The following is a 26,310-nucleotide window of genomic DNA, read 5'->3' on the forward strand; positions in this document are numbered from 1 at the left end:
TTTCTGTTTTTGAATCAGCGATGATGGCGATGCCACCTGACTACACCAAGGCCCGCTCACGGCGGGCTTTACTGACAAGGAGTGTTCACCTTGCCTGAACCACTCACTGTGCCATCCGCGCTGACCGCGCAAGTCGAGCGCCTGATACCCAGTGCGCGCCTTGGTCGGTTGGGCCGCCTGCGTCGTGGGCTTGAAAAAGAGGGGCTGCGGGTTGATGCTACTGGCCACATTGCGCAAACGCCGCACCCGTACGCGCTGGGTTCGAAATTAACCCACCCGCATATCACCACCGACTACTCAGAGTCGCTGTTAGAGTACATCACGCCGGTTTACTCTCAGCCAGGTGAAGCGCTGTGCTTTCTATCTGACCTGCATACCTTTACCTATCACCATCTGCAAAACGAGTGGATCTGGCCCGGCAGCATGCCCTCTAGGCTATCCGGCAACGACAGCGTGCCGATTGCCGATTATGGCAGCTCCAACGTGGGCACCATGAAGCATGTTTACCGCAAAGGGTTGGACATGCGTTACGGCCGCATCATGCAGGCGATTGCAGGCGTTCATTACAACGTATCGCTGCCCGATGACATGTGGCACGCACTGCGCGAGTTGGAAAAAGCCAACAATATCCCCTTTAACGACTACCGCTCCACCCGCTATTTCGGCATGATCCGCCACTTCCGCCGCCATAGCTGGTTGTTGCTCTACCTGTTTGGCGCTTCACCGGCCGTCGATAAGAGCTTTTTGCCTGAGGGTAAGGTACCCGAAAAGCTTCAGTCGCTTAGCGACGACACCTACTTTGCCCCATACGCGACGACCCTGCGGATGTCCGATCTGGGCTATCAAAACAAAGTACAGTCGCAGCTTAAAATCTGTTTCAACTCGCTGTCTAACTACGTTAATACCCTGCGTCACGCCATCTCTTCACCGTGGCCCGACTATGAAAAAATGGGCGTTAATGTGGACGGTGAGTGGCGTCAGTTGAACGCCAATATTCTCCAGATCGAGAACGAGTACTACAGCGATATTCGCCCCAAGCGGGTCGCCAAGCACAATGAAACGCCTAGCCAAGCCCTCGAAGCCCGCGGGGTGGAGTACATCGAAGTACGTTGTTTGGATTTAAACCCCTTCGACCCCCTGGGCGTTACTGAAGACCAGATGCGCTTTGTGGACACCTTTTTGATGTGGTGCCTGCTCAGCGACAGCCCGTGGATCTCCGACGAAGAGTGTGACCGCTTGGATGACAACCGCCGTTGGGTGGTGGAGCGGGGCCGTGATCCTGAACTCATGCTAATCAACCATGGTGAAACCACCTCGGTGCGTAAGTGGGGCGAACAAATTTTCGCCGAGATGGGCGAAGTTGCCCGCCTGCTGGATGCGGTCGAAGAGGGGAGCCCGCATGCTGACGCGCTGGCAAGCCTTGCACCACGCCTTGCAGACCCTTCGCTAACGCCTTCTGCCCAGGTGCTGGAACGGTTAAAAGCGAACGGCGGATCGCTAAGCGATTTGATGCTTAGCTTGGCCAAAGAGCAGGCCGAGCAGTTAAAAGCCGCGCCGATGCAGCGCAGTCGTGAAGCGCTGCTTGCTCAGCTGATTGAGACCTCACACCAGCAGCAGCACGATATTGAAGCCGCTGATAAAGAGACCTTCGAGGAGTTCTTGCAGGCCTATTTCACTAAAGCTCGTGAGTCCCGCGCCATGTCGGCGCTGCCATCTGAGGTTAGACAATGATTCTGCACTCCTTTCGCTCGGCCGCCCTGGCTGGTTTAGCCTTCTGCGTTTTAATGATGGCGGTAGCCCTGGGGCTTGAGCACATCGGCGGATATGAACCCTGCCCGCTGTGTATCTTTCAGCGCGTAGCGGTGATCGCCGCGGGCATCGTGTTTGCCATTGCCGCTATCCACAGCCCCGCCGGGCGTGTGGGCAAAGTGATTTACGGGCTGCTGTCGCTGGCTGCTGTGGGAACTGGTGCCTTTATCGCCGGCCGTCACGTTTGGCTACAAGGTTTGCCCGCCGATGAAGTACCTTCCTGCGGCCCTGGGCTCGATTACATGATGGATATTCTGCCCATGCAGGACGTGGTGGCCATGGTGTTAACCGGCTCAGGCGAGTGCGCCAATATCGATTTCTCCTTACTTGGCCTCTCGCTGCCCGCCTGGACGCTGATCGGTTTTGCCATCCTGGCTCTCGCCCCGCTGCGCATGCTGTTTTCTAAGAGCCGGGGATAGCCGTAAGGCAGCTATAAGGAGATCGGCATGCTTTATCGACACTTCACGACCCAGGAAGAGATCGACCGCGCCTACGACCCGATGATGGGGCGAGATCCGTTGGTGTTGGTAAAGGCGTGGCGTGAGCGCAGCGAAGCATCTCGTGACCGCCACCGCGCCAGTCACAAAGTAAGTCTCGATCTGCCTTATGGCCCAACGCTTGCTGAGCGCATGGATATCTTTCATGCCGATACGCCTAATGCACCGGTACATGTGTTTTTCCACGGCGGCTATTGGCGTTCACTAAGTCATCGTGAATTTAGCTTTATCGTCGATGACTTGGTTAACGCCGGGATAACCGTCGCGGTGGTCAACTACGCGCTCTGCCCGCAGGTACGTTTTAGCGAGCTGGTGCGGCAGAGCCAGGCAGCGGTGGCCTACGTTTATCGCCATGCCGCTGAATTGGGCGTTGATCCTGAGCAGCTGAGTATTTCGGGGCACTCGGCAGGTGGGCATCTATGCGCGATGCTCATGTCGACGGAGTGGGAAAGCGCTTTTGGTTTACCCAATCAAATGATTCGCGGCGCGCTCTGCATCAGCGGTTTATACGACCTGCGGCCATTCCCTTGGTCATGGCTGCAGCCCAAACTTCAGCTCAGCGGGCGCGATGTGCAGGAGTTCAGTCCCTTATGGCTGCCGTGCCGAGTACCTGCGCCTATAAAGCTGGTAGCAGGGGGGCTGGAGTCAGAAGAGTTCGAGCGCCAGATGAGCAGCTATGCTGAGCATTTGAGCCAGCAAGGCCAAACAGTGACTCAGCAGCTACTTCCCGACGTGGATCACTTCTCGATTCTTGAACACTATCTTAACGATGGCTGCTTCGTTGAGTGGATTAAAGATTTTCATGGGTTATAAGAACACGCCTTAGCTATGAGTGGAACGCAATAGCCTTCCGCGGGGGCGCTGTGAACCCATCCCTGGGCGCTACTTTCGCCATCTGACCGCCATGGATGGCGGAAATGCCGGAATTGTCGGGAACACTTTCCGGCCATGGCGAAAGACCCCCGCTGCAGGCTATTCCGTTCTTGTGCTTAGTGTTATCTCTCAATAAGCAATTTTATACGGCCGGAATCACCGCAGTCGCTTCGATTTCTACCTTGGCCTGATCCTCAACCAGCCCCGCCACCTGAACCATCGTCATCGCCGGAAAATGTTTACCCAGCACCTCACGGTAGGCAGCGCCCACCTCCTTAAGCCGCGCCAGATACTCCTGCTTGTCCGTCACATACCAGGTCAACCGCACGATATGCTCCGGGCCTGCGTTGGCCTCTTTTAAGATCGCCACGATATTCTGCAGCGCCTGATTCACTTGCACGACAAAGTCATCACTTTCAAATACCTGGTCGGCATTCCAACCAATCTGGCCGCCTACAAACACAGTTTGGCCCGAAGCCAGCACGCCGTTAGCGTAACCGACCGCTGCTTTCCAATGCGAAGGGTGAAGAAGCTGATGAAAGTTGGCGTCACTCATTATGGCTATCCTTATAGGTTTTCAACGATAAAGTGCTGGCGCATAGCCTCTGTCCAGGGCATTGGCTTACCGCTATTTAGATCCACATATACAAGGGTTGAATTAATGGTTAGGCGCTTCTGCTCACCGCAGTAAGCAGTGATTTGCAGCGTCAGGCTACTACGCCCAACGGTTTGAACCGCTAACTCAAAGGTGAGTCGTTCGCCTAACCGGCTCGGCGCGTGAAACTGGGTGTCGATAGCGGCGGTAGGAACCCCGGTGCCGCTCTCCACATGCAGTTGGTTAAAATCGCTCTGCACGATCTCCTCAAACCAATCCTCCACCACGGAGTTAATCATCTCGAAATAGCGGGGGTAAAAAACGATACCCGCCGGATCACAGTGCTGGAAACGGACTTTTCGCTGGGTAGTAAACGCCACTGTTTTCTCCTCCCTACACGCCCAGATAACGGTCACGAATGGCGCTGTCCAGCGCGGCGGGTTTGCCCTCCCACGCCGTGCAGCCTTTTTCCAGGATGGTGCAGCGGTCGGCGATGGGCAGGATTTCGCTTAACGACTTATCCACCAGCAGCGTGGCCTGGCCTTGCTCCTTGAGCAGGCGAATCGCCCGCCAGATCTCCTGACGAATAACCGGTGCTAAGCCTTCGGTAGCCTCATCCAGCACTAGTAGACGCGGATTGGTCATCAGCGCCCGGCCAATGGCCAGCATCTGCTGCTCACCGCCAGAGAGCGTTTTGGCCATTTGCGCACGGCGCTCCTCCAGGCGCGGAAACAGCGTTTCTACCTTCTCCAGCGTCCACTCACCCGGTCGTGCCGTCACTAACAGGTTTTCGCGCACCGACAAATTGGGGAAGCAGCGGCGTCCCTCCGGCACCAAACCAAGCCCCGCTTTCGCGATGCGGTAGGCGGGCAGTCGGCGTAGGTTCTGGGATTCAAACTCAATGGTGCCGCGGCTGGCCGGGGTTAGGCCGAATATCGAGCGAATAGTGGTGGTTTTACCCATACCATTGCGCCCCATCAAGGCGACCATTTCTCCAGCGTTTACTTCGAGATTAACGCCGAATAGCGCCTGAGAGGGGCCATAAAACGTTTCAATATTGGCAACTTTAAGCATCGGAATCTCCCAGGTAGGCTTCCCGGACGCGCGGGTTCTGCTTAATCGCCTGGCTATCCCCATGGGCGATAACACTACCGGAGACCAGTACTGAAATGCGGTCGGCAAGCCGAAACACCGCCTCCATATCGTGCTCTATCAGCAGGATGGGCACTTCCAGCTTAAGCGCCTCCAGCAGCTCGGTTAGCTTCGCCGAGCCTTCTGGGCCCAAGCCTGCCATGGGTTCATCGAGCAGCAGGGCGCGGGGTTTGAGCGCCAGAGCGCAAGCCACCTCAACCTGGCGGCGCTCCCCATGGGAAAGTTCAAATACCGGCGTCCAAGCGCGGTGACTAAGCTGCATACGCTCCAGCGCTTCGTAGGCGGGATCCAGCAGATTCCGGTCGCGGGCAACGGGTTTCCAGAAGCGAAAACTGTGACTCTGTAACGCTTGAACGCCCATCATCACATTACGCATGACCGAAAGCGGCTCGGCCAGCGATGAGACCTGAAAACTACGCCCCAGCCCAAGGCGCGCACGTTGAGCAATGCTCATGCCGGTCATTTCGGTGTCGGTTAGATAAACGCGGCCCTCATCAGGACGCAGGCTACCGGCTATTTGCCCGATCAGGGTCGATTTACCCGCTCCGTTCGGGCCTATTAGCGCGTGGATTTCGCCCTGCTTAAGATCTAACGAGACATCGTTAGTCGCCTGCAGTGCTCCAAAACGTTTATGCAGATTTTGCAGTGAAAGGACGACCTCACTCATTGCGTTCTCTCCCTGCTAGCCATCCCATCACGCCGTGCTTGGCAAACAGCACCACTCCAAGCAGTACAAGCCCCAGGAAGAGTTGCCAATACTGGGTGACTCCCCCCAGAAAGGTTTCCATCATCACAAACAGCACCGCACCGGCTAACGGGCCGTAAAGACGCCCAACGCCGCCCAAAATGACGATGACCATCAGTTCCCCGGAGAAGTGCCAGCTGAGCATTGTGGGGCTAACAAAGCCGTTGAGGTCCGCATAGAGCGCACCAGCAAGCCCGGTAATCGCCGCAGAGATGACAAAGGCTGCCAAGCGAATGGGGTAGGGGCTGATCCCCGCGGTAGCTAGGCGCACATCATTAAGCCGTGCCATGGTCAAGGCAGCGCCAAAACGGGATTTCATCATCCGTGAGGTAATCGCCATAGCCAGCACCAAGCCAATAAAACAGATCAGGAAATAGGTGAGTGCATTGCTGCTATCGACTAGCGGCAAGGTGTTACGTATGTAAATCGGCAGGCCATCCTCGCCGCCATAGGTGGGCCAGGAGTTGGCAAAATAGTAGATCATCTGCGCAAAGGCGAGAGTGATCATGATGAAATAGACACCGGTAGTGCGCAGGGAAATGGCGCCGATGGCCAGCGCCAGTAGCGCGCAGAGGAGAACCGCCGCGAGCCAAACCACCAGTAAATTGTCGCTGCCCGGCACGCCGAAAGGCCACGTCATAAATGGGGTCATATCAAAAGCGTGATAAGCACTGATGCCTGCCACATAGCCACCTAGGCCGAAATAGGCCGCGTGGCCAAAGCTCACCATGCCCCCATAGCCAATGGCCAGGTTAAGGCCAACGGCCGCCATGGCAATAATGGTGATACGCGAGGCCAGATTGACGTAATAAATGTGGCCTGAGAAATAAGCCAACACCGGTAGCAGTAACAGCAGGCCGAGTAGGGCCATCTGAACCAGCCCTTTGCGGTCAAAAGGTCTATCCGCTTCGGGCGCTAGCGCGGCGTTCTTGGACAAGGAAGTGTTGTTAGTCATGGGCAGAGAACAGTCCCTTAGGTTTGAACGCAAGGATGACGGCCATGAGGATATAGATCAGCATCGCGGCCAACGCTGAACCGACGCCGGTCGCCTCAGACGGCGGCATAAACGTTTGAAAGAAGATAGGCAAATAGACCCGACCCAAGGTGTCGACAATACCCACCAGCAGGGCACCGAGTAGCGCACCTTTAATGGAGCCGATACCGCCAATGACGATCACGACAAACGCTAAAATGAGCACCGGCTCGCCCATACCTACCTGTACAGATTGCAATGCGCCTACTAACGCGCCGGCTAAACCCGCTAACGCCGCCCCCAAAGCAAACACCAAGGTATAGAGTTTTGAAATATTGACCCCCAGCGCACCAATCATTTCGCGATCGCTTTCACCTGCCCGAATGCGCATACCGAGTCGAGTTCGCGAGATAAGCAAGTAAAGGGCAATCGAAATAGCGATACCCACTCCAATCAACATCAGCCGATAGATGGGGTAGCGGGTATCACCTGGCAGGGTGACAAACCCCGTCAGCCAAGAAGGAGGACTCAACCATAGGGGTGAAGAACCAAAAATCCAGCGCGTGCCTTCTGAGAAGATCAGTATTAGCGCAAAGGTTGCCAATACTTGATCAAGGTGAGGGCGATGGTAAAGCCGACGTATTACCAACAGCTCTACCAGTGCACCTACCAGGGCGGCCGCGGTCATCCCAGCAGCCAGTCCAATCAGAAAAGAGCCCGTTGAGGCAGTCACCGCTGCCGTGGCGTAGGCGCCCACCATATAAAAAGAGCCATGGGCAAGATTGATCAGCCCCATCACCCCAAACACCAAAGTGAGGCCGCTGGCCATCAAAAACAGCATCGTGCCAAGCTGCACGCCGTTCAGTAATTGCTCTATCAGCAGAGTAACGGACACGTTGGGCATCCTTAGCGAAGGTAAAGAGAAAAGGCTGGGTGGCTACACCCAGCCGAGTCGGCATTACATCTGGCACTGTTCGTAATAGACGTCCTGAATATCTTCAATAGCGATACCAATCAGGCGATTGGTGGGCTCACCATCGTCACCCTCCACCACTTCGCGCACGTAAATATCCTGGATTGGGTGCTGGTTGGGGCCGAAGCGGAACTCACCGCGTACGCTGTCAAAGTCAGCGGCCCGCAGCGCCTCGCGGAAGGCGTCTTTGTCATCGGGGTGTGCAGTTTCAAGCGCGCTAAGAATCAGGTTGGCGGTGTCGTAACCTTGTGCCGCGTATAGCGTTGGCGTGCGGTCATAGGCTTCCCGGAAGCCCTCTACAAAGCGATCGTTGGCCTCGTTTTCCAGGTCATAGGCCCATAGCGAGGTGTTGCGTGCGCCTATCGCCGCACTGCCTACCGCTTTGATGAGGATTTCATCAAACGAGAAGGCGGCGCCAAAGATCGGCATATCGACACCGGAGCTTTCCCACTGCTTCATAAACGAGATGCCCATACCGCCGGGTAAGAAGAAGAACAAGCTGTCGGCATCGCTATCGCGAATCTGGGCAATTTCAGCCGCGTAGTCGGTCTGGCCCATTTGGGTGTAAAGCTCGCCAACGACCTCACCCTCATAAAGGTGTTTGAAGCCTGCCAGTGCATCGGTGCCAGCAGGGTAGTTGGGCGCCATGATGATGGGGCGCTCATACCCCTCTTCGCGCATGTAGGCACCCATGGCGCCGTGCAGGTTGTCGTTCTGGTAAGCGACGTTGAAGTAGTTCTCGTGGCACATTCGCCCTGCCAAATCGGAGGGCCCAGCATTAGGTGACAGGTAGAAGGTGCCCTGGCGTACCACCGAAGGAACGACCGCCATTGCCAGGTTGGACCAGATAATGCCAGTAAGAATATCGACCTCATCACGCTGCATAAACTCGTTGGCCAGCGTGCGTGCCAGGTCGGGGCGTCTCGCGTCATCCTGAATCAGCACTTCCACGTCGTCGCGGCCCGACTGCTCAAGGGCCAGCATGAAACCGTCGCGAACGTCCACACCCAGGTGCGAACCGCCGCCTGAGAGGGTGGTGATCATGCCGATCTTGACGTCATCAGCGTGAGCCGTTACCAGGCTGGAGGAGAGCAGTAAGCCAAGGCCAAAGCGGGATATCATTTTCATGGATCATTCCTCATTTTTTTAATCGTTTATTACTTAGAGGGTCATGCGTTGGTGCTATTAGTTTTGGTGCTGTTGATGTTAGTGCTATTCACATTGATGTCAGGAGAGCCAGCGCTCAGGTAGTGCTCCTGGCTCAGCCGAAAGCGCTGAACCTTACCCGTGGGTGTTTTAGGTAGTGCCTCGATAAATCGTATGGAGCGAGGGTACTTATACGGCGCGATGGTCTGCTTCACGAAGTCCTGCAACATTTGCTGACACTCTTCATCTTGCTGAAAACCATCGTTTAGAACAACAAAAGCCTCGACAATTTGGCCGCGCTCCTGGCTGGGCGCTCCGATCACCGCGCACTCTTTCACGGCAGGGTGAGCCAGCAGGGCTGCTTCCACCTCGGGGCCTGCGATGTTATAGCCTGCCGAGACGATCATGTCGTCGTTGCGGGCTGCGAAGTGGAAGTAACCCACCTCATCCTGGTAAAACGCATCACCGGTGATATTCCAGCCCGCCTTTACATACTTTTGCTGGCGCTTATCGGCCAGGTAGCGGCAGCCGGTAGGGCCGCGCACGGCCAGTTTGCCGACCGTGCCGTGGGGCACATCATTCATCTCGTCATCAACAATACGCGCTTCGTAACCGGTCACCGGCTTGCCGGTACAGCTGGGGCGATGGTCATCCAGACGGTTGGAGATAAAGATGTGCAGCATCTCTGTCGCGCCGATGCCATCGAGGATGGGCGTACCGGTTTGCTTGATCCAGTCATGATAAATCGGTGCGGGCAGGGTTTCGCCAGCGGAAACCGCCACGCGCAGACTGCTCAAATCCTCATGGCTGGTAGGCGCCGACAGCATCGCCCGGTAGGCCGTCGGTGCGGTGAAGACCACCGTGGCCTGATACTCGCGGATAATGTCCATCATATTGGGCGGGGAGGCGTGTTCGAGTAGTACGGCGGTGGCGCCGAAGCGCAGCGGGAAAATGGCCAGCCCGCCCAGGCCAAAGGTAAATGCCAGCGGCGGCGAACCGACGAACACGTCCTCGGGTGTTACCTGTAGGACTTCCTTGGCGTAGCCGTCGGCAATGACCAGCAGGTCGCGGTGAAAGTGCATGGTGGCTTTGGGTGAGCCGGTAGTGCCAGAGGTAAACCCCAGCAGCGCCACATCGTCGGCGGCGGTATCCACCGCTTTAAAGGAGGCGGGTTTGCCCAGCGCTAAACGGTCAAGCTCTGCGTCGTGGTTAGCTGTGCCATCAAAGCCAACCACACGTTTGAGCGCCGGGCTATGTTGTTGGCACTCAATCAGTTCATCGAGCAGGCGGGTATCGCAGAGGGCGAGGCTGATTGCCGCTTTATCGATTACCTGGCATAGCTCTTTGGTGCGCAGCATCGGCATGGTGTTGACCACCACGGCGCCGGCCTTGGTGGCGGCCAGCCAGCAGGCCACCATGGCCGGGTTGTTCGCCGAACGGATCAATACCCGCTGGCCGGGAACCACGCCCAGGTCTTCGACTAGCACGTGAGCAAGGCGGTTGGTCCACTCGGTGAGCTCTTGATAGGTGCGACGACGGCCATTGCCCGCTAAGGCAATTCGTTCACCGTAACCCTGGTCGAGCAGCCGGTCGCAGAGTTCAACGCCCGCGTTAAGTCGTTGGGGATAATTGTAGCCCGCGAGCAGGAACTCAGGCTGACAATCAGTGGGTGGCAGGTTATCCCGCGCAAAAGTATCAGCATGGGCCGACTGGATGTACATGACCAACCTCCGTATTTGGTGTCGTTGTTTATTCCTGACGACGCCTCTGCGTGAGGCGTTATCAGGGATACGGTGTCTGGCGTTGTGTTTTATTGTTTTTGAGAGCTACTGTACGGTTTTTTGCTATTTACTCTTCCGCGAGCATGCTGCGGGCGATGACTACTTTTTGTACATCTGAGGCACCTTCATAAATACGCAGCGCGCGGATTTCCCGATAGAGGCTTTCGATAATATGGCCTTTGCGAACGCCGTCGCCGCCGTGAAGCTGTACTGCCTGGTCAATCACCTGCTGGGCCTGGTCGGTGGCAAATAGCTTGGCCATTGCCGCTTCGCGAGTTACCCGCTCCGCGCCTTGATCTTTCGTCCAAGCAGCGCGGTAAACCAGAAGGGCGGCGGCATCCACGTTTAGCGCCATATCGGCCAAGTGGCCCTGCACCATTTGTAGATCAGCAAGAGTGGCGCCAAACAGCTCCCGGGAGCGGCTGCGGGAGAGCGACTCTTCCAGTGCCCGGCGGGCGAAGCCCAGGGCTGCCGCGCCAACCGTGGAGCGGAAAACGTCCAGCACCGACATGGCGATCTTAAAGCCCTGCCCAGGCTTGCCGATCAAGGCGCTAGCAGGCAGCACCATATCGTTGAAGCCCAGCCGTGCCAGCGGGTGAGGTGCCACCGACTCCAGGCGCTCACGAATCTCCAGTCCGGGTGTGTCGGCAGGCACTAAAAAGGCCGAAAGGCCTTTGGCACCGGGATCTTCGCCGGTGCGGGCAAAGACCGTGTAGATGTCGGCGATGCCGCCGTTAGAGATCCAGATCTTTTCGCCATTTAAGCGGTAGCTGTCGCCATCGCGCTCGGCGGTAGTATCCAGTTGGGCCACATCAGATCCCGAGCGTGGCTCGCTTAGGGCAAACGCGGAAATGGCTTCACCACGCCGGGTTTTGTCCAGCCACTGCTTCTGTTCATCGCTGCCATAAAGGCTGATGGCGCCGGTTCCCAGCCCCTGCATGGCAAATGAAAAATCGGCCAGGCCATCATGGCGAGCCAGGGTTTCACGGATCAGGCAGAGACTGCGCACATCGATATGCTCGCCCGCTGTGCCTTCCAGAAACCCGGCCTTGCCTAAATCGCGTACCAGTTGAATACAGGTGGTATCCACGTCGCTGTGGTCGCGGGGAAGTTCAGAGCGGCACCACGCTTCGAGCTGCTGGGAAAGTTCGCGGTGCCTGGCCTCGAAAAAGGGCCACGCTAGAAAGCTCGTGTCGCTCATCAGTCCCCCTTGAACTCAGGTTTTTGTTTGGCTACAAAGGCGTGGTAGGCGCGCGCGAAATCGTTGGTCTGCATGCAGATCGCCTGGGCCTGGGCTTCTGATTCGATGGCCTGCTCCAGGCTCATGGACCACTCCTGATTTAGCTGGGTCTTGGTAATGCTGTGGGCAAAGGTGGGCCCACTAGCCAGCCGGGTGGCGTAGGCGATGGCGTCTTCTTCGAGAGCGTCCGATTCGACCACACGGTTGTAGAAGCCCCACTGCAGACCTTCCTCGGCACTCATGCTGCGGCCGCTGTAGAGCAGGTCGGCGGCGCGGCCCTGGCCGATAATGCGCGGTAGCATGGCGCAGGCGCCCATATCGCAGCCCGCCAAGCCCACCCGGGTAAACAGGAATGCTGTGCTGGCGCGAGGGGTGGCAAAGCGAATATCCGAGGACATGGCGATAATTGCCCCTGCACCCACGCAAATGCCGTCCACCGCGGCAATGATCGGTTTGCCGCAGTTGAGCATGGCCTTGACCAGATCCCCGGTCATGCGGGTGAACTCGAGCAGGCCCTTCATATCCTTGCCCACCAGGGGGCCGATGATTTCGTGTACGTCGCCGCCGGAGCAGAAGTTCTCGCCGTTGGAGGTAAACACCACGGCATGCACATCCGAGGCATAGACCAGGTCACGGAAGGTATCGCGCAGCTCAGCGTAGCTCTCAAAGGTCAGTGGGTTCTTGCGCTCTGGGCGATTCAACCGGATAACGGCGACACCACCTCTCATTTCCCAAATAAAATGCTCGGGGGCTAAGTCAGCCATGCTCTTCATACTCTTGTTCTCGCCTGTCAGTGATTAATCTGTGCCGCCGTCGTTAAGATAAGGAGGCGTCTTTAGAGGCAGTCGGCAAGCGGTGCAGCAGTTCGCCTATGTGGTGAGCGTCCTCTTCGGTTACCCCCTCAAACAGCGCATTGATCCAGCGCTCATGCTCAACGGCCATGGCCCTGAAGCTTTCGCGACCAGTGCTGGTCAGGCAGACCCGCGTGGCGCGCCGGTCGCCCTCAATGGCAATACGCTCCACGGCGCCATCCTCTACTAAGCGGTCAATAATGCCGGTGACGTTGCCGTTGGAAACCCGCAGCCGCTTGGAGAGCTCGTTCATTTTTAGGCCCTCCTCCGCGGCATATAGCGCGGCCATCACATCAAAACGCGGCAGCGTAGAGTCATGCTCAGTGCGCAGGCGTTCACGCAGCTCGGACTCCACCTGACGGGTAACCCGCAGCATGCGCAGCCATAAGCGCAGGCGCTCCTTGCTTAAGCCTTTCTTTTCTACACCGTTTTTTTCTAGACCCTCGGCTGTCATACCTCTCCTCCTGAGATTGAGATCGCCTGTCCGTTTATTGCGCCACTGTTAGGCCCGCATAGCCATAGGGCCGTTGCGGTGACTTCCGCAGGTGTGACTAAGCGGCCGGTGGGGTTGGTCGATTGAAAGTGCGCGGTGGCTTGTTCGGCTGACTGGCCGGTTTTGGTCACAATATTCTCCACGCTGGCGGCCAGTAACGGCGTATCGGTAAAGCCGGGGCAGAGCGCATTAACGGTCATATCGCGGGTGGCGGTTTCAGCCGCCAGAGAACGTACCAACCCCACTACGCCATGCTTTGCCGCGCAGTAAGCGCCCACATATGCGTAACCTTTAAGGCCCGCAGTGGAGGCAACGGCGATAAGGCGCCCGCCGTCGTTCAACTGCTTCAAGCCCTCGCGCAGGGTCAGAAACACTCCGCTAAGGTTGACGTTCAACATGCGCTGCCACTGCTCGAAGGAGGTCTTGGCGAACGGCGCGCTCTCTGCCGCCCCGGCGTTGGCAATAACGATATCCACACTGCCGATCTTCTCGAATAGCGCCACCATGGCGGCTTCGTCGGTGACATCGACCACCGCGAAGTGAATGGCGTTGTGCTGCTCGGCGACGGCTTGAAGAGCAGCCTCCCGACGGCCGGTAATGGTGACGTCGGCGCCTGCTTGAGCAAAGGCCAGGGCCATATCGGCACCGATACCGCTGCCGCCGCCGGTAATCACCGCCCGCTTGCCTGCCAGGCTGTTCGCTGCCGAGTTTCTATCGGATTGGCTCATACCCAACCCTCGCCACGTTCAGCCAAGCGCTGTAGCTGATCGGCGCCGGCTCGGTAGGGCGCCGGCCACTCCACCTCACTATCGCCCAGCCCCGCAGCAACGTGCAGTAGCCAGTAGGGGTCGGCAAGATGAGGGCGAGCGATACAGACTAAGTCGGCGCGCCCAGCCATCAGAATCGAGTTCACATGGTCGGCCTGATAGATATTGCCCACCGCCATGGTGGCGATTGGCGTCTCATTACGAATCCGGTCAGAGAAGGGCGTTTGGAACATGCGCCCATAGACCGGTTTGGCCTGGGTTGAAGTTTGCCCGGCAGAGACATCGACAATATCCACCTCCGCGTCGCGCAGCCGTTTGGCGATCTCTACCGCATCGTCGGGGGTGATGCCTTCAGCGCCGCACCAGTCGTTGGCAGAAATGCGCACCGACAGCGGCTTATGGGCAGGCCAAACGCGACGCACGGCGTTGATCACTTCAAGCGGGTAGCGCAGCCGGTTATCCAGTGAACCGCCATACTCATCGTCACGGTGGTTGGTTAATGGCGTGATAAACGAAGAGAGCAGGTAGCCGTGGGCGGCGTGGATCTCGATCATGTCGAAACCTGCGTGATCGGCCATCTGCGCCGCGCTAACGAACTCGTCGCGCACGCGATCCATATCGCGCCGATCCATGGCTTTGGGTACTTGATTGCGCGCTGACCAGGGCTGTGCTGAAGCTGCCAATATTGGCCAATTGCCATCCGCAAGCGGGGCATCCATTTCCTGCCAGCCCAGTTGAGTAGAGCCTTTTGCTCCTGAGTGGCCGATTTGGGCGCACAGCTTGGCCTTGGTTTCCGTGTGCACGAAATCACAAAGACGCTTCCACGCTGATTCATGTTCGGGGGCGTATAAGCCTGGGCAGCCGGGGGTAATTCGCCCGGTGGGGCTGACGCAAGTCATCTCGGTGTATACCAGGCCTGCGCCACCCTTGGCGCGCTCTGCGTAGTGGCTAAAGTGCCAATCGGTAGGGCAGCCATCGACGGCTTTATACTGGGCCATTGGGGAGACCACCACGCGATTAACCAGGGTCATATCGCGCAGTTGATAAGGCGCAAACATCGGTGCGCGGGCGCTGCCAGGGTTGCCCGCCTGGGTTTGAAACCAGCGCTCTGCGCTCTCCAGCCAATTTGGGTCGCGCACCCGTAAGTTTTCGTGGCTAATGCGCTGGGAACGGGTTAACAGCGAGTAGTTGAACTGTACCGGGTCGAGATCCAGGTAACGTTCGATTTGCTCAAACCACTCGGTGGAGTTGCGCGCCGCCGACTGAAGGCGCAGCACCTCGAAACGGCGGTCTTCTTCATAGCGAGCGACGGCAGCTTGCATGCTGCTTTCACTGTGCAAGTAATTAGCCAGTGCAATGGCGCTCTCCAGGGCGAGCTTGGAGCCGGAGCCGATTGAGAAATGCGCGGTGGCGGCGGCGTCACCCATCAGCACCACGTTCTCATAGCTCCAGCGTTCGCAGAGTACTCGTGGAAAGTTTATCCACGCCGAGCCACGAATATGGTTGGCGTTGGTCATCAGCGCGTGGCCGTCAAGATGCTTGGCAAAGATACGCTCGCAGACGGCAATGGATTCCTGCTGGTTCATTTCGCCAAAGCCAAACGCCTGCCAGGTGGCTTCACTGCACTCAACGATAAAGGTCGCCGTATCCTTATCAAACTGATAGGCGTGGGCCCATACCCAACCATGCTCGGTCTTCTCGAAAATAAAGGTGAAGGCATCGTTGAAGGTTTGATGGGTACCCAGCCAAACGAACTTACACGCCCGTACATCAATGTCGGGCTTGAAGTGTTCGGCGTAAGTTTGGCGGGTGCGGGAGTTGAGACCGTCGGCGGCCAGTACCAGGTCATATTCACGACGAAGCTGCTCAATGGAGGCTTCCGTTATATCGGTTTCAAAGCGCATCTCTACGCCCAGCTCACGAGCGCGCTCTTGGAGCAGAATCAGCAGTTGGCGGCGGCCAATGCCGCAGAAGCCGTGGCCGGTAGAGACCGTTCCTACCCCTTTATGAACAACGGCAATGTCATCCCAATAGGCGAAATGCTCGCGAATTCGCTCTGCGCTGACCGGGTCGTTGGCGGCCAGGTTGTCGAGGGTTTCGTCTGACAGCACCACTCCCCAACCGAAAGTGTCGTCTGCACGGTTGCGCTCAATCACCACCATCTCATGGGAGGGGTCGTGTAACTTCACGCTGATAGCGAAATAGAGGCCGGCAGGCCCTCCACCCAGGCAGGCGATTCTCATTTTTATTCTCCACTGGAAACACACTCTTTTCTGAAGATAGGAGAAGGTTTTATAAAATTCAAGCATAAACTTTTTAAGCTTAAAGTATTTTTCTGTGAGTAGGCGTGTGAGCGTTTAAAACCCTCATGCGGCTCTGCTCGCAATGGTGGCCGGAAGATGAGAGCATGAATAGACGCAGGAATATGGCAGTGGCAGCCGCTTGAGGGCGCTGGTTATCAGCTATAGAAGAAAGCGTTATGGGCAGTGAACTTTTAGTACCATGGAAACCGTACTTGCTGGGATTGACAGAGGTAGGTGTAGGCGCGACTCTAGCCCTATCGCTGTTTTGAGTAGTTAATAGTTGTTAAAGGTGAGTTTAAGGAGAAAGCCCCATGCTCGAAGATTGCAAAAATGCCCTGGAGCGCTGGGGAGGCGTGCATACTCTGATCGACCGATGGCTGGATCAGCGTCGTCAGCTACTAATTAGCTTTATCGAACTGAAAGAGGCGTGTGATGCTGAGCTGGAAGCAGTCAGCAAAGCACCTATCGATACGTTCAGTGAAAAGCTAATGGATTACATCAGCGCAGGTCACTTTGAGATTTACCCCCAGCTCTCGGAAGAGGCACGGGCCTTTGGCGACGAGAGCGCACTCGTCATCGCGTCGAAGTTGCTTGAGCGTCTAGAAATGTCCACCGAGATGGTGCTGGAGTTTGATACCGATTTTGGCTCCACGCTTAGCTGCGAGCAAAATATCGCACGCCTACCTGCCTGGATTGACCGCTTAGCCCGTGGCCTTACTGAACGCTTCGCGCTGGAAGACCAGTTAATCGCGCGCTTGCACGCCGCCCATAGCCCGCAGCACACCAAAGCCCCCGCTTAAGTAAGCCCCTATTAAACAGGCGCCGCCATGCGGCGCTTTTGACCCTTTCATTATTACGCCTACCCCGCTGGGCCGTTGTGGCAAGTGGGCTAAAAATCTATACACCATTTACCCCCTACGACGAAGCTTCCCACCAATCACCAACATACACGGCGTGAGCAACAGCGTTAGCGCGGTGGCGAAGGTGAGCCCGCCGGCTATGGCGCTCGACATCTGCGTCCACCACTGGGCGGAGGGCGCATTAAAGCCCAGGGCAGGGGTGAACAGGTCTACGTTGATCCCCAGCACCATCGGCATTAACCCCAGCACCGTGGTAATCGCCGTTAATAGCACCGGGCGTAGGCGTAAACAGCCCGCTTCGAGTGCTGCCTCGCTGGGTGTCATACCCTGGCCGCGCAATTCGTTGTAGGTATCGATCAAGACAATGTTGTTATTGACCACGATGCCCGCCAGGGCAATCACGCCCATCCCCACCATGACAATGCCAAAAGCCTGGCCGGTAATCAGTAGGCCCATGAGCACACCCGCGGTGGAGAACACAATCGCTGAGAGCACCAACCCCGCCTGGTAAAAGCTATTGAACTGGGTGACCAGAATCAGCGCCATTAAGCCGATAGCAATCAAGAAGGCGCTGGCTAAGAACTGCATAGATTCCTGCTGGTCTTCCTGCTCGCCCGCCACGTTGACCATCAAACCGTCGGGCAAACTGTCGCTTCCCGCCGCCATCAGGGCGCCCAGGCGCTCATCGGCGAGATATCCAGGGGCCAGGTCGGCGTCTACCGTAATGGCACGTCGGCCATCAATGCGGTTCAGGGTGCCGACCTTAGGTGCTGGTTCCAGGGTCACAAAATGTGAGATCGGCACTTGGCCTCGTTGAGTATTGATCGTCAACCGCTCCAACTGATCCAGCGAGCGCCAGTTCTGCGGCAGGCGCACGCGGATGTCCACTTCATCGTTGACTTCAGGTGGCCGGTAGCTTGCCACCTGTAGGCCGGTGGTGAGTAGCTGAACCGCGCTACCGATGGTCGTTACATCGGTACCCATGCGCGCCGCGGCTTCACGATCCACGTTAACCCGCCACTCCACGCCAGGCAGGCTGCGGTTATCCTGAATATCGGTAAAGCCACCCAGCTCGCGCATCAGTTGGGTTAGCCGGTTCACGCCCGCATCGGCGACGTTGGGATTAGTGGCGCTCACTTCGAGCACGATAGGCTTACCGCCGCCGGGGCCCATCTCCTGCTCCTGGAATTCCAGCGTAATGCCAGGAATATCCCCGGCGCGCTCGGCCATATCGTCCAAAATGGCCTGGGCAGGGCGACGCTCATGCCAGTCGATAAACTGGAACTGCAGCATGCCAATCACGTCGTTGCCCATCTGCTCGTTAGGCACCGCAAAAGAGCGGGCATATAGCGCTCGCACTTCGCTCATGCCGGAGAGTTTGGCTTCTACCCGCTGCACAATAGCGTCGGTCTCCAGGGCAGAGAAGTCGCCTCGGGCTCGCACCAGTACCTGGGCGCTGTCGGGCTCAACGGCTGGGAAGAAGTCGATACCGTGGTTAAAGCGGGCATAGCCGGTATACAGCAGCGCCATTAATAATATGGTCACCAGCAGTACCCAGGCAGGGTGCATCAGCAGCCTGGCCAGTAGGTGGCGATAGCCGCGACCAAATGATGTTGTGGTCTCTTCATGATTAGCGCCTGTCGTCGCCGTGGGACGCGTAAAAAGGCGCCCCAGAGTAGGCAAAAACACCAGTGCCATGGCCAGCGATGCCAGCAGGCACAGAATTACCGTGGCGGGCAGGTACTTCATAAACTGACCGACCACGCCGGGCCAGAACAGCAGGGGGATAAATACGGCGAGCGTAGTGGCCGTCGAAGCAATCACCGGCCAGCTCATTCTTGACGCAGCGTTGAGCCAAGCCTGATGAGGCGTTTGACCATCGCGCAGATGTCGATCGGCAAGCTCACTGACGACGATAGCGCCATCCACCAGCATGCCCGCCACCAAGATCAGGCCAAACAGCACCACGATATTGAGCGTAAAGCTAAACGCCCAGATGAGGAGAATGCCGGTTAAGAAGGCGCCGGGAATGGTGAGGCCGACCAGCAGCGCCATGCGCCAGCCCATGACTGCCACCACGACAATCAATACCAGCGCCACGGCGGTCAGCACGTTGTTGAGCAGCTCGGAGAGCATATTCTCAACGGTGGTCGACTCATCCAGAATGGTGGTAAAGCGCAGCTGCTCGGGAAGCACGTCATCTGCTTCGGCTAAGCGGTCACGAACTGCGCCAATGGTGGCGATAATGTTCGCCCCGGCGCGTTTGGAAATTTCCAGCACCACCGCGGGTTGGCCATCAATGCGGGCGAAGCCTTCCGGCTCTTTATAGGTGGGGTTGATCCAGGCCACATCGCCAAAGGTAACCACGCGATCCTCATCGACCTTGACCGGCATATTCATCACATCGTCAAGGGACTCAATAATGCCGGGGACTTTCAGCGCAAGACGCCCCGCGCCGGTATCCAAACTGCCCGCTGCCACCAGACGGTTATTGCGCGATACCTGATTAAACAGCGTGTCAAAATCAACGCCGTAGCTCTCCAGCACCAGCGGATCGACGACGATCTCCAGCAAGTCTTCCCGTTCACCGGCAATATCGACTTCCAGCACATCGGCAATGCCTTCGATCTCCTCCTGCAAGCGCCGGGCAATCGTCATGCGCTCACGGGTATCCAGCTGCCCGGAAAGGCCTATGGTCAAGACCGGAAACTCCGATACGTTGACCTCCATGACACGTGGCTCATCGGCCTCGGAAGGTAGCTCGCTGCGCGCGATGTCTACCCGGTCACGCACGTCGGTCAGCGCGGTATCTGGGTCGAAGCCAGGATCGAACTCCAACGTGATCGAGCCATGCCCCTCGCTGGACTGGGCGGTGAACTTGCGCAGCCCTTCAATGCCACGTAATTCCTGCTCCATGGGGCGGATCAACAGTCGCTCGCCATCTTCGGGGCTCACTCCCTCCAGTGACAGCGAGACATAAATCATCGGGATGGTGACGTCGGGGTTGGCTTCCTTGGGAATCACCTGCCAGGCCGTAATACCCGCCAACAGAAGGCTTACCAACAGCAGTAGCGTCGTGCGGGTATGGGCTAGCGCCGCGTTAATCAACTGGCGCATGAACGCTATCCTGTTCCGCTGGCTGTGAAATAATCGCCTCTTCAACAGGTACCGGGGTCACGGTTTCACCAGTATCCACCATGCCAGCGCCCAGTGTAATCAGGCGTAGTGGGTCGGGTAGGCCGGTCACGTAGGCGCGTTGCGTATCGGCACTTACCAGTTCCACGGTGGTCAGCTGTACTTTGTCGTTCTCATCCAAGTGCTTTACCGCCAGCTGTCCTTCGCTGTCCAAACTCAGCAGTGCAGGCGAAAGGGTGTGCACCTGGCGGGGCGGCAAGGTAATCGTCAACTCTGCGCTGCCGCCTGCCAAGCGCTTACCCGCCGGGTTGTCCAGGGTGGCTTCGATATAAAAGCTACGCGTGGCTTCTTCTGCGCGGTGGCTAATAAAGGTCAGCTCACCTTCGAGGTGGTCGCCATTGAGTAGCCGTGCGGTCACCGGTAAACCTTCGCTTAAACCGCCCACCTGCTGCTGAGAAACCCAGGCGGCTCCCTTCAAGCGGCGGTCATCGACCAACTGGCCCCACTCTTCACCGGGCTGCAGCAAGTCGCCTAGCTCCACCTGGACACGGTTCAGCACGCCATCAAAAGGGGCCGTGGGGCGGCTGTCGTCCAGCTGCTTCTGCAGCTGTGCCACCGAGGCAGCGCTGGCGCTTAGTGCGCTCTGTAAGCGCAGTAACTCTGGCTGGGAAATCAGCTCCCGCTGGCGTAGGTTGCGTGCTCCGGCATACTCCGCCTCGGCCACCGCTAGTTCATCCCGAGCCTGCTGTAGCTGCTCGGGCAGGGCGTCATTATCAAGCACCAGTAGAGTATCGCCCGCCGCAACGCGGCTACCTTGCGCGACCGGCTTCTCAGTCACAAAGCCCGTGACGTTGGCGCGTAGGGTAGTTTCGCGCTCTGCCGTCAGTTGGCCCTGGATAATTTGTTGAGGAATAAACGGGGTACTCTGCTGTACGACTATTTCGACCCGCGAGCCTGCTTCGCTGCGGGCTGGAGAGTCTGGGGGCGTGGTTTGAAAGCGCTGAAAATTACCAAAAGCGAGCCATATCACTAGCGCCAGCACCAGTAAGCTAGCCAAGGCATAAGAGAACGGAATTTTTCGCATGGAGCATCCATGTCCTTAGCAACACAAGAAAGGAGGGCATAAAACCGAAGATACCATAGCGCAACTCGTCCTTTTCAGCGAGCAGCAAGCCGCTGAGCGAAGGGCTAGTATTACAAATTGGTAGTAGTCGCATGTCTGATTGAGTTTTTGCCCGGCTGGGCATACCATCTTTGCGTCTTGAGTTCTGTTAAGCCACTCCTCAGGCGAGAACCATCCCTAGGCGAACCAATCAAGGAGCAATGATGAAAGATCCAGTACGTATTGCGATTACCGGCGGCGCCGGTCAGATCAGCTACTCTCTTATTTTCCGCATCGCCGCTGGCGACATGTTGGGGCCGGATCAGCCTGTCATTCTCCAGCTTCTGGAAATTCCCCAGGCAATGGACGCCCTGAACGGCGTGGTAATGGAAGTTAACGACTGTGCCTTCCCGCTGGTGCAAGAGATCGTTGCTACTGACGATCCGAACGTAGCCTTCAAAGACGCTGATTTCGCTCTGCTGGTTGGCGCACGTCCGCGCGGCCCGGGCATGGAGCGTAAAGACCTGCTGGAAGCCAACGCAGCGATCTTCTCCGTGCAAGGTAAAGCATTGAACGATCACGCTAGCCGTGATGTGAAAGTGCTGGTCGTCGGTAACCCGGCCAACACCAACGCGCTGATTGCTTCCTGCAACGCGCCGGATCTGGATGCAGGCCAGTTCACCGCCATGACACGCCTGGATCACAACCGTGCCCTGACCCAGCTGGCACAGAAAACCGGTAAGCATGTCACTGACGTTGAAAACATGATCATCTGGGGCAACCACAGTGCCACCCAGTACCCGGATCTGGCCCAGTGTAAAGTCGACGGCAAAGCGGCGTTTGATCTGGTTGAGCGCGACTGGTACGAAAACGACTTTATCCCCACCGTGCAGCAGCGTGGTGCGGCTATTATTAAAGCACGTGGCGCTTCCTCTGCTGCCTCTGCTGCCTCTTCCGCCATCGACCATATGCACGACTGGGCGCTGGGTTCCAAGGGCATCGTCAGCATGGCGATTCCTTCTGACGGCAGCTACGGCATCGAAGAAGGCATCATCTACTCCTACCCAGTGCGTTGCCAGGGTGGCAAGTATGAAATCGTTCAAGGCTTCGAAATTGACGAATTCAGCCAAGAGAAGATGAAAGCCACCGAGAAAGAACTGCGGGAAGAGCGTGCAGCCGTCGAGCACCTGCTCGGCTAAACGCGCCCGCTGACGCTTTTACACTAGCGTTAGTAAACGCAAAACCCCGCAAGCCTGGCTTGCGGGGTTTTTTATTACCGTTTACTCATCAACATTCACAAGCCTCAATCCCGCAAACTCATGATCCGCCATTGGCGTTCTTTGGCGATCTCGCGCAGGGTGTCGTCGGGGTCTACGGCGACGGGGTGCTCGACTATTTCTAATAGCGGTAAATCATTGTGCGAGTCGCTGTAAAACCACGCGCCTTCCATGGTCAGGTCTTGACCTTCCAGCCACTTTTCCAAGCGGGTGACTTTGCCTTCGCGGTAGCTGGGAATGCCCGAAACGCGGCCCGTGTAGCGGCCCTCTTTGACTTCCGGGTTCACCGCGATTAAGTGATCGACGCCCAGCCGCTCGGCAATAGGCGCGGTAATAAAGCGGTTAGTGGCGGTAATGATCAGCAGCGTGTCGCCTTTGGTGCGGTGGCGCGCCAGCAGCTCTTCGGCTTTAGGTAGAATACTGGGTTCGATCTTGCTGACCATAAACTGCTGGTGCCACGCCGAAAGCTGTTCCGGGGAATTATCGGCCAGGGGCTTAAGCGCCATTTCCAAAAAGGCGGCCATGTCCAGGGTGCCCGCATTGTAATCGGCCATGAAGCGCTCGTTGGCTTCCCGGTAAGCGACCGGGTCGACTGCCCCTTGTTCGAGTAAAAACTCGCCCCAGGCATGATCGCTGTCGATGGATAGCAGCGTATTATCCAAATCGAAAATGGCCAGACTCACGGCGCTCCCCTTTTTTAGTCAGTGGTAATAAGCGATTAGTGTTGGTGTAACAGACGCTAGTAAGGCAAATAGCGGACGCGGATTATCGCAGAGTCGCACCGCCATTCCCACCGACTCTCCGCAACCATTCATGACTTAGCGTTATATTGTATTGATACGCTTGTCACCCTTGTGGAAAAATGGGGATAACTGAAAATTTATAAGGTGATGTCCGTGATCGACGCTGACGGCTTTCGCCCCAATGTTGGCATCATCATTGCCAATAGCCAGGGGCAGCTGCTTTGGGCGCGTCGGGTAGGACAAAATGCGTGGCAATTTCCCCAGGGGGGCATCAATGCAAGCGAGACGCCACAACAAGCACTTTTTCGTGAGCTTTACGAAGAGATCGGCCTAACCGCCGACGATGTTGATATTGTTGCCTGCACCCGGGGCTGGCTACGTTACCGTCTGCCACGACGTATGATTCGCACACATTCGCGTCCGGTCTGTATAGGCCAGAAGCAGAAGTGGTTTTTACTTAAAATCCGTTGCCAGGAAAGCCAGATCTGTATGACGGCAACCCCAACGCCCGAGTTTGATGGGTGGCGGTGGGTAAGCTACTGGTACCCGCTAGGGCAGGTCGTGCCCTTTAAGCGAGAGGTATATCGGCGCGCGCTACGAGAGTTGTCTCCCCGCGTTCAACGCCTGGCACAGGATGAAGATTAGGGCGACGTGCCGCTGCCAAAAATAGGGCGGCAGCAGTTTGCCAGGAAATTCCTCAGCGAGGCAAATAATAGTGAAAAGTAAAACGTCCATGCTTGAGGTGCTGCGCCGGGTGATTCAGGAAGTGAATGGCGCGCGCAACCTCGACGCCGCGCTGTCCACGATGGTACGCCGAATTCGTAAAGCGATGCAGACCGATGTGTGTTCCTTCTACCTCTACGACAAGGAACTTGAGTCGCTGGTATTGATGGAGACCATTGGTCTGCGTACCCAGGCAGTAGGGCGCGTAGTACTGCCGTTAGGCGAAGGCCTGGTGGGCCTGGTGGCCAAGCGCAGCGAGCCGCTTAACCTCGAGGACGCCCAGACCCACCCACAGTTCCGCTATTTTGAAGCGACCGGAGAAGAGCGCTACTCCAGTTTTCTGGGTGTGCCGATTATTCACCAGCGACACATGCTGGGCGTATTGGTTGTTCAGCAAGCCGAAAAGCGCCGCTATGATGATGAGGACGAAGCCTTCCTGGTCACCATGGCGGCGCAGTTGGCGGGGGTGTTGGCGCATGCTTTAGCCACGGGCAACCTGCTACGCCCGGCGCTTGCCGGTGGGCAGGCAATGTTCAAAGGCGTGGCTGCCTCACCCGGCATGGCCATGGGGGAAGCGGTGGTGATTACGCCTCCCTCCGACCTGAATAGCGTGCCCGACCTCATTCCAAGTGATCAGGACTATGAAGTAGCGCGCTTAAAGGAGGCTATCGGTAAAACCCGCAGCGAAATTCGTGCGGCGGCCGAGCGCTTGGCAAGCCGTATCTCTGCGCAAGAGCTGGCGCTATTTGATGTTTATCAACAGATGCTCGGCGAAGCGGCGCTGGCTGATGAAGTAGAAAAGCGTATTCGTGAGGGGCAGTGGGCGCCAGGTGCCTTGGCCGACGTAGTGCGTCGCCACGTCCAGTACCTGGAGCGGGTCGACGATAACTACCTGCGCGAACGGGCGGCAGATATTCGCGATCTGGGCCGCCGGGTACTCGCGCACCTGCAGGAAGATACCCCGTCCACGCCAGAAACCTACCCCGATAACGCGATCTTGGTCGGCGACGAAATTAGCGTTGCCATGCTGGGCGAAGTTCCCCGCGAGAAGCTTAAAGGGCTAGTCTCGGTGCGCGGCTCCAGTACGTCTCACGTGGCGATTGTAGCCCGAGCCATGGGCATTCCTACGGTGTTGGGTATGGTGGATTTACCGTTACCACGCCTAGGCGGTGCGCCGGTGGTGCTGGACGGCCACCGCGGCCGCCTGTTTGTGCGCCCAGCGCCTGAACTTACTGCCCGTTATGAAAGTCTGATCGCCGAAGAAGAGGCGCTGAGCGAACTGCTAGAACACGAGCAGGATCTGCCCAGCGCCACGCCCGACGGCCACACCATGCCGCTTATGGTCAATACCGGCTTAGCGGTAGATGCCACCGCGCTGCTTAAAAGTCGTATCGGTGGAGTGGGCCTCTACCGAACCGAAGTGCCGTTTATGATTACCGAACGCTTCCCCGGTGAAAAAGAGCAGACCAAACTCTATCGTGACCAGCTCGAAGGCTTCGCGCCGCTGCCGGTAGTGATGCGTACCCTGGATATCGGTGGCGACAAAGATCTGCCCTATTTCCCCATTGAGGAGGCCAACCCGTTCCTTGGCTGGCGAGGTATGCGGGTGACGCTGGATCACCCTGAAGTACTAATGGTGCAGTTGCGCGCCATGCTCAAAGCCTCCATTGATCTGGATAATCTCTACGTTCTCTTCCCAATGATCACCAACGTCGAAGAGGTCGATGAAGCGTTGCGCCTGCTGGATCGCGCCATTCTAGAGCTGGGCGAAGAAGGGATTACGGTTGTCAGGCCCCAGGTGGGCGTGATGATTGAAGTGCCTGCCACTATTTATCAAATGGACGCACTGGCCAAGCGAGTCGACTTCTTCTCCGTGGGCAGCAACGATCTAACCCAGTACTTACTGGCAGTGGATCGCAATAACCCGCGCGTATCGAGCCTTTACGATGCGCTGCACCCGGCGCTGCTCGGTGCTCTGCTGGAGCTGGCTACTGATGCCAAGCGCCTCAATAAGCCAATTTCGCTATGCGGCGAGTTGGCCGGTGACCCCGCTGGGGCCTTGCTGCTCATGGCCATGGGCTTTTCCAGTCTTTCTATGAATGCGCCAAGTTTGCCTAAAGTGCGTGCGGCCATTCGACGGGTGCCGTTTAGCGATGCCGAGCAACTGCTCAAAGAAGTGATGGCGCTAGACACTCCTGCCCAGGTGCATACCCATCTAGAGGGGCGTATGGATGAGTGGCAGCTAACGCACCTTATGCCGCCCCGCGACTAA

Annotated in this window: 23 protein-coding genes; 7 read left to right on the top strand and 16 right to left on the bottom strand. The window is 57.3% G+C overall.

All coding sequences use genetic code 11. From position 1 onward, the window contains the following. Window positions 1-90: 90 nt before the first annotated feature. From gshA to SR894_RS06405, 3 genes are read left to right on the top strand one after another with little or no spacing between them, the layout of a single operon-like run. Window positions 91-1,731: a glutamate--cysteine ligase gene (gene gshA / locus SR894_RS06395; RefSeq protein WP_223288218.1), complete on the top strand. Its 1,641-nt coding sequence runs from the start codon at window positions 91-93 to the stop codon at window positions 1,729-1,731. Next, window positions 1,728-2,228, top strand: a complete 501-nt coding sequence (locus SR894_RS06400; protein ID WP_223288217.1) for a disulfide bond formation protein B — start codon at window positions 1,728-1,730, stop codon at window positions 2,226-2,228. Before gshA ends, SR894_RS06400 begins: the two co-directional genes overlap by 4 nt. Before the next feature lie 27 nt (window positions 2,229-2,255). Further along, complete coding sequence (locus tag SR894_RS06405) at window positions 2,256-3,119, top strand: alpha/beta hydrolase (protein ID WP_223288216.1); 864 nt, start codon at window positions 2,256-2,258, stop codon at window positions 3,117-3,119. A 202-nt stretch (window positions 3,120-3,321) separates the two neighbouring features. Here the strand turns inward: SR894_RS06405 and SR894_RS06410 are convergent, their stop codons facing one another. The 13 genes from SR894_RS06410 to SR894_RS06470 form a co-directional block, all read right to left on the bottom strand. Next, window positions 3,322-3,735 carry a RidA family protein gene (locus SR894_RS06410; protein ID WP_133730296.1) on the bottom strand — a complete coding sequence of 138 codons (414 nt, stop codon included), beginning with the start codon at window positions 3,733-3,735 and terminating at the stop codon, window positions 3,322-3,324. An 11-nt stretch (window positions 3,736-3,746) separates the two neighbouring features. Beyond that, entirely contained in the window at window positions 3,747-4,154 is a 408-nt protein-coding gene (locus SR894_RS06415; RefSeq protein WP_223288215.1) for an acyl-CoA thioesterase, read from the bottom strand. 13 nt (window positions 4,155-4,167) lie between these two features. After that, window positions 4,168-4,848 (bottom strand): ABC transporter ATP-binding protein, encoded by a 681-nt coding sequence (locus SR894_RS06420; protein WP_133730298.1) that lies wholly within the window; start codon window positions 4,846-4,848, stop codon window positions 4,168-4,170. Further along, window positions 4,841-5,593, bottom strand: a complete 753-nt coding sequence (locus tag SR894_RS06425; protein WP_133730299.1) for an ABC transporter ATP-binding protein — start codon at window positions 5,591-5,593, stop codon at window positions 4,841-4,843. The genes SR894_RS06420 and SR894_RS06425 overlap by 8 nt, the downstream gene beginning before the upstream one ends. Continuing rightward, a complete protein-coding gene (locus SR894_RS06430; protein ID WP_223288214.1) occupies window positions 5,586-6,626 on the bottom strand; it encodes a branched-chain amino acid ABC transporter permease in 1,041 nt (346 codons plus the stop codon). Before SR894_RS06430 ends, SR894_RS06425 begins: the two co-directional genes overlap by 8 nt. Beyond that, entirely contained in the window at window positions 6,619-7,539 is a 921-nt protein-coding gene (locus SR894_RS06435; RefSeq protein WP_133730300.1) for a branched-chain amino acid ABC transporter permease, read from the bottom strand. The genes SR894_RS06430 and SR894_RS06435 overlap by 8 nt, the downstream gene beginning before the upstream one ends. Window positions 7,540-7,602: 63 nt before the next feature. Continuing rightward, window positions 7,603-8,745 (bottom strand): ABC transporter substrate-binding protein, encoded by a 1,143-nt coding sequence (locus SR894_RS06440; RefSeq protein WP_223288213.1) that lies wholly within the window; start codon window positions 8,743-8,745, stop codon window positions 7,603-7,605. 41 nt (window positions 8,746-8,786) lie between these two features. Further along, window positions 8,787-10,484 (bottom strand): benzoate-CoA ligase family protein, encoded by a 1,698-nt coding sequence (locus SR894_RS06445; protein WP_223288212.1) that lies wholly within the window; start codon window positions 10,482-10,484, stop codon window positions 8,787-8,789. Between the two features lie 127 nt (window positions 10,485-10,611). Continuing rightward, window positions 10,612-11,745 carry an acyl-CoA dehydrogenase family protein gene (locus SR894_RS06450; protein WP_223288211.1) on the bottom strand — a complete coding sequence of 378 codons (1,134 nt, stop codon included), beginning with the start codon at window positions 11,743-11,745 and terminating at the stop codon, window positions 10,612-10,614. Next, window positions 11,745-12,548 carry an enoyl-CoA hydratase family protein gene (locus SR894_RS06455; RefSeq protein ID WP_413614111.1) on the bottom strand — a complete coding sequence of 268 codons (804 nt, stop codon included), beginning with the start codon at window positions 12,546-12,548 and terminating at the stop codon, window positions 11,745-11,747. The genes SR894_RS06450 and SR894_RS06455 overlap by 1 nt, the downstream gene beginning before the upstream one ends. Before the next feature lie 52 nt (window positions 12,549-12,600). After that, window positions 12,601-13,089, bottom strand: coding sequence for a MarR family winged helix-turn-helix transcriptional regulator (locus tag SR894_RS06460; RefSeq protein WP_223288209.1), 489 nt, complete (start codon window positions 13,087-13,089; stop codon window positions 12,601-12,603). Continuing rightward, complete coding sequence (locus SR894_RS06465) at window positions 13,086-13,856, bottom strand: SDR family NAD(P)-dependent oxidoreductase (protein WP_223288208.1); 771 nt, start codon at window positions 13,854-13,856, stop codon at window positions 13,086-13,088. Before SR894_RS06465 ends, SR894_RS06460 begins: the two co-directional genes overlap by 4 nt. Further along, entirely contained in the window at window positions 13,853-16,138 is a 2,286-nt protein-coding gene (locus SR894_RS06470) for a bifunctional salicylyl-CoA 5-hydroxylase/oxidoreductase (RefSeq protein WP_223288207.1), read from the bottom strand. The genes SR894_RS06465 and SR894_RS06470 overlap by 4 nt, the downstream gene beginning before the upstream one ends. 371 nt (window positions 16,139-16,509) lie before the next feature. Between SR894_RS06470 and rsd the strand changes: the two genes are divergently transcribed. Then, entirely contained in the window at window positions 16,510-16,998 is a 489-nt protein-coding gene (gene rsd, locus SR894_RS06475) for a sigma D regulator (protein ID WP_133730308.1), read from the top strand. A 108-nt stretch (window positions 16,999-17,106) separates the two neighbouring features. On the opposite strand, the gene SR894_RS06480 is transcribed toward rsd, so the two are convergent. Further along, window positions 17,107-20,175, bottom strand: coding sequence for an efflux RND transporter permease subunit (locus SR894_RS06480; protein WP_223288206.1), 3,069 nt, complete (start codon window positions 20,173-20,175; stop codon window positions 17,107-17,109). Next, complete coding sequence (locus SR894_RS06485; RefSeq protein ID WP_223288205.1) at window positions 20,159-21,277, bottom strand: efflux RND transporter periplasmic adaptor subunit; 1,119 nt, start codon at window positions 21,275-21,277, stop codon at window positions 20,159-20,161. Before SR894_RS06485 ends, SR894_RS06480 begins: the two co-directional genes overlap by 17 nt. 242 nt (window positions 21,278-21,519) lie before the next feature. Between SR894_RS06485 and SR894_RS06490 the strand changes: the two genes are divergently transcribed. Beyond that, window positions 21,520-22,494 carry a malate dehydrogenase gene (locus tag SR894_RS06490; RefSeq protein ID WP_133730311.1) on the top strand — a complete coding sequence of 325 codons (975 nt, stop codon included), beginning with the start codon at window positions 21,520-21,522 and terminating at the stop codon, window positions 22,492-22,494. Between the two features lie 104 nt (window positions 22,495-22,598). Here the strand turns inward: SR894_RS06490 and SR894_RS06495 are convergent, their stop codons facing one another. Beyond that, window positions 22,599-23,255: a histidinol-phosphatase gene (locus SR894_RS06495; RefSeq protein WP_133730312.1), complete on the bottom strand. Its 657-nt coding sequence runs from the start codon at window positions 23,253-23,255 to the stop codon at window positions 22,599-22,601. A gap of 213 nt (window positions 23,256-23,468) precedes the next feature. Here SR894_RS06495 and rppH point away from each other — a divergent pair, with 213 nt between their 5' ends. Then, on the top strand, window positions 23,469-23,960 hold the full coding sequence (gene rppH / locus SR894_RS06500) for an RNA pyrophosphohydrolase (RefSeq protein WP_088701249.1): 492 nt from the start codon (window positions 23,469-23,471) through the stop codon (window positions 23,958-23,960). Between the two features lie 88 nt (window positions 23,961-24,048). Then, a complete protein-coding gene (ptsP, locus tag SR894_RS06505) occupies window positions 24,049-26,310 on the top strand; it encodes a phosphoenolpyruvate--protein phosphotransferase (protein ID WP_223288260.1) in 2,262 nt (753 codons plus the stop codon).

Source organism: Vreelandella neptunia (assembly GCF_034479615.1).
Classification (GTDB): domain Bacteria; phylum Pseudomonadota; class Gammaproteobacteria; order Pseudomonadales; family Halomonadaceae; genus Vreelandella; species Vreelandella neptunia.

Excerpts from the sequence above, each read along its gene's own strand:
- SR894_RS06470 (WP_223288207.1), bottom strand. The coding sequence starts at position 16,138 with ATGAGAATCGCCTGCCTGGGTGGAGGGCCTGCCGGCCTCTATTTCGCT.
- SR894_RS06400 (WP_223288217.1), top strand. The coding sequence starts at position 1,728 with ATGATTCTGCACTCCTTTCGCTCGGCCGCCCTGGCTGGTTTAGCCTTC.
- SR894_RS06425 (WP_133730299.1), bottom strand. The coding sequence starts at position 5,593 with ATGAGTGAGGTCGTCCTTTCACTGCAAAATCTGCATAAACGTTTTGGA.
- SR894_RS06455 (WP_413614111.1), bottom strand. The coding sequence starts at position 12,548 with ATGGCTGACTTAGCCCCCGAGCATTTTATTTGGGAAATGAGAGGTGGT.
- SR894_RS06445 (WP_223288212.1), bottom strand. The coding sequence starts at position 10,484 with ATGTACATCCAGTCGGCCCATGCTGATACTTTTGCGCGGGATAACCTG.
- SR894_RS06405 (WP_223288216.1), top strand. The coding sequence starts at position 2,256 with ATGCTTTATCGACACTTCACGACCCAGGAAGAGATCGACCGCGCCTAC.
- SR894_RS06465 (WP_223288208.1), bottom strand. The coding sequence starts at position 13,856 with ATGAGCCAATCCGATAGAAACTCGGCAGCGAACAGCCTGGCAGGCAAG.
- rsd (WP_133730308.1), top strand. The coding sequence starts at position 16,510 with ATGCTCGAAGATTGCAAAAATGCCCTGGAGCGCTGGGGAGGCGTGCAT.
- SR894_RS06440 (WP_223288213.1), bottom strand. The coding sequence starts at position 8,745 with ATGAAAATGATATCCCGCTTTGGCCTTGGCTTACTGCTCTCCTCCAGC.
- SR894_RS06480 (WP_223288206.1), bottom strand. The coding sequence starts at position 20,175 with ATGCGCCAGTTGATTAACGCGGCGCTAGCCCATACCCGCACGACGCTA.
- ptsP (WP_223288260.1), top strand. The coding sequence starts at position 24,049 with ATGCTTGAGGTGCTGCGCCGGGTGATTCAGGAAGTGAATGGCGCGCGC.
- SR894_RS06485 (WP_223288205.1), bottom strand. The coding sequence starts at position 21,277 with ATGCGAAAAATTCCGTTCTCTTATGCCTTGGCTAGCTTACTGGTGCTG.
- SR894_RS06460 (WP_223288209.1), bottom strand. The coding sequence starts at position 13,089 with ATGACAGCCGAGGGTCTAGAAAAAAACGGTGTAGAAAAGAAAGGCTTA.
- SR894_RS06430 (WP_223288214.1), bottom strand. The coding sequence starts at position 6,626 with ATGACTAACAACACTTCCTTGTCCAAGAACGCCGCGCTAGCGCCCGAA.
- SR894_RS06450 (WP_223288211.1), bottom strand. The coding sequence starts at position 11,745 with ATGAGCGACACGAGCTTTCTAGCGTGGCCCTTTTTCGAGGCCAGGCAC.
- SR894_RS06490 (WP_133730311.1), top strand. The coding sequence starts at position 21,520 with ATGAAAGATCCAGTACGTATTGCGATTACCGGCGGCGCCGGTCAGATC.
- SR894_RS06410 (WP_133730296.1), bottom strand. The coding sequence starts at position 3,735 with ATGAGTGACGCCAACTTTCATCAGCTTCTTCACCCTTCGCATTGGAAA.
- SR894_RS06420 (WP_133730298.1), bottom strand. The coding sequence starts at position 4,848 with ATGCTTAAAGTTGCCAATATTGAAACGTTTTATGGCCCCTCTCAGGCG.